We start from the raw sequence: 1,904 nt of genomic DNA on the forward strand, positions 1-1,904 counted from the left end.
GACCCTGCTGGCTAACTTCCAGTTCAAGCGGTCAGGGCGAGTTCTGCCAGTTCGAGGCGAGCGAGATGGCTGGTTCGGGTCCGGTCGAGGGCGTGTCCATTCCACCAGGCGTCCAGGCGGATCAGGTTGAGCGCGACGGCGGAGAAGACGTGTTCGAGATGAACCTTCTTGACGCCGCGATAGCGGGCACGGCGTAGGCCGGTGACCGCGACGGCCTGGCGCATGGTACCCTCGACGCCGGCCCGGAGCTTGTACTTGTCCTGCCAGTCCTTGCTGGTCTGCTCGGCGCGGGCGCTGTCAAGCGCCTGCTGCATCGGCTGCGGGCGCAAGGTCAGCTGGCGGCTGCCGCGTTTGGCCGTGGTACATAAAGTGCGAACCGGGCAGGATCGGCAGGCGGCGGCGGGGAACATCACCACGATCGCTTCGGTACCACGCTGGCGGCAGGGATTCCAGGAGTTGCTGATCTGCCCTTGCGGGCAGGTGACCTGCTGGTTTTCCCAGTCGACGGTGAACGCGGTCCGGTCGTACCCGGCCTGCGCCCGGGCTTGCGGCGAGTGATCGAGCAGGACCGGAGTGACCAACGCCAGCCCGAACGTGGCACGGGCGCTCACGAGCAGGTCGGCGGAAGCATACCCGGAATCGAGGTAGTGCTCGCTCGGCAGTAGGCCTCGCCGGTGCAGGGCTTGGTGGACGGTGTCGGTCATCGCCACATCAGGCACCGAGGCATCCGTCGTCGCAATGTTCGTGATCAGATTCGGCGGCGTCAGGCCACCGCCTGTGCCGTCCGTGCTGGTCGAGCCGTCCGTGCTGGTCGAGGTGCCGGCGGCGGTGTGGCAGGTTTCGCTGATGTGGACCTGGTAGCCGTTCCAGAACAGGTCGTCACCCTTGGCCGCCCAGCGGGCGTCGGTGTCATAGGGAGAGGTCAGCCGCCATCTACCCGGCGGCAGTCCCTCTCCACCGTCCTCGAGGGGCCGCCGCCTCCTGACCACCTCCCGCCCAGCCCGGTCGGTGGTACGCACATAGTTTTGGATCAACATGATCCGCAGCGCGTCCACAGCGGGCAACTGACGCAGCCAGAGCGGGGAGAACGGCGCGTGCACGGCTTCGACCAGCGCATACCCGTCAGCCCCGTAACCGAGGGCCAACTCCTCCCGCTTGGTCTGCGCGGCCGGCAGCCGCCACGAGTCGATCCGAGCCCGGTACCGCTCGGCCCACCCGCCGACCTCCAGCACCTGCTCTACCCAGTGCGGCGCGGCGGCCGAGATCGCCTCCAACGCCGCCCGGACGCACTCGCCCGCCAACTCCAGCCGGTTCAGATCCCGGACCGCGCTGATCACGTGTGTGGAGTCGGTCCGCTGCTTACCCCCTGCCTTGAGCAGGCCTTTCTCCACCAACGCGGCCAGCAGCAGATCCAGGGCCTTCTCCTCCAACCCGTGATCGACTACCCGGGAGCGGAACTCGCTCAGCACCGAGGCGTCGAACCCGGGATCGTCCAACGCCAGCCCGAGGGCGTACTTCCACGAAAGATCGGCACGGACCGCCTCGGAGGCCTGCCGGTCGGTCAGGTTCTCCACCCGCTGTAACACCGTGATCAACGCCAGCCGTCCCGGTGACCAGCCCGGCTTGCCCTCGACCCCGAACGCCGCGGCGTACTCGGCGTCGGCGAACAACTCGCCCAACTCGTCACGGACCCGAACCGGCAATGGCGGTACCCGCTTGCCTCGATAGATCGACCGGATCGCCGCCACGATCTCCGGCGCGGGTTCCGGCCACGGTTTCGGGTGCACCGACACAGTCAACTCCATCCGCGGCCAGGAGGGAACGACCGCAGACAGCATGATCACGGACAAAGCCCGTCAGATCACACACCCGAACCCGCGTGTCGCGAGTTAACCAGCAGGGTC

At 67.6% G+C, this 1,904-nt stretch carries 1 protein-coding gene; it reads right to left on the bottom strand.

From position 1 onward, the window contains the following. Positions 1 to 23 precede the first annotated feature (23 nt). Positions 24 to 1,793: an IS1182 family transposase gene (locus ITP53_RS55110; RefSeq protein ID WP_207757763.1), complete on the bottom strand. Its 1,770-nt coding sequence runs from the start codon at positions 1,791 to 1,793 to the stop codon at positions 24 to 26. Positions 1,794 to 1,904: the final 111 nt, after the last annotated feature.

It is taken from the genome of Nonomuraea cypriaca (assembly GCF_015645445.1).
GTDB classification, from domain to species: domain Bacteria; phylum Actinomycetota; class Actinomycetes; order Streptosporangiales; family Streptosporangiaceae; genus Nonomuraea; species Nonomuraea cypriaca.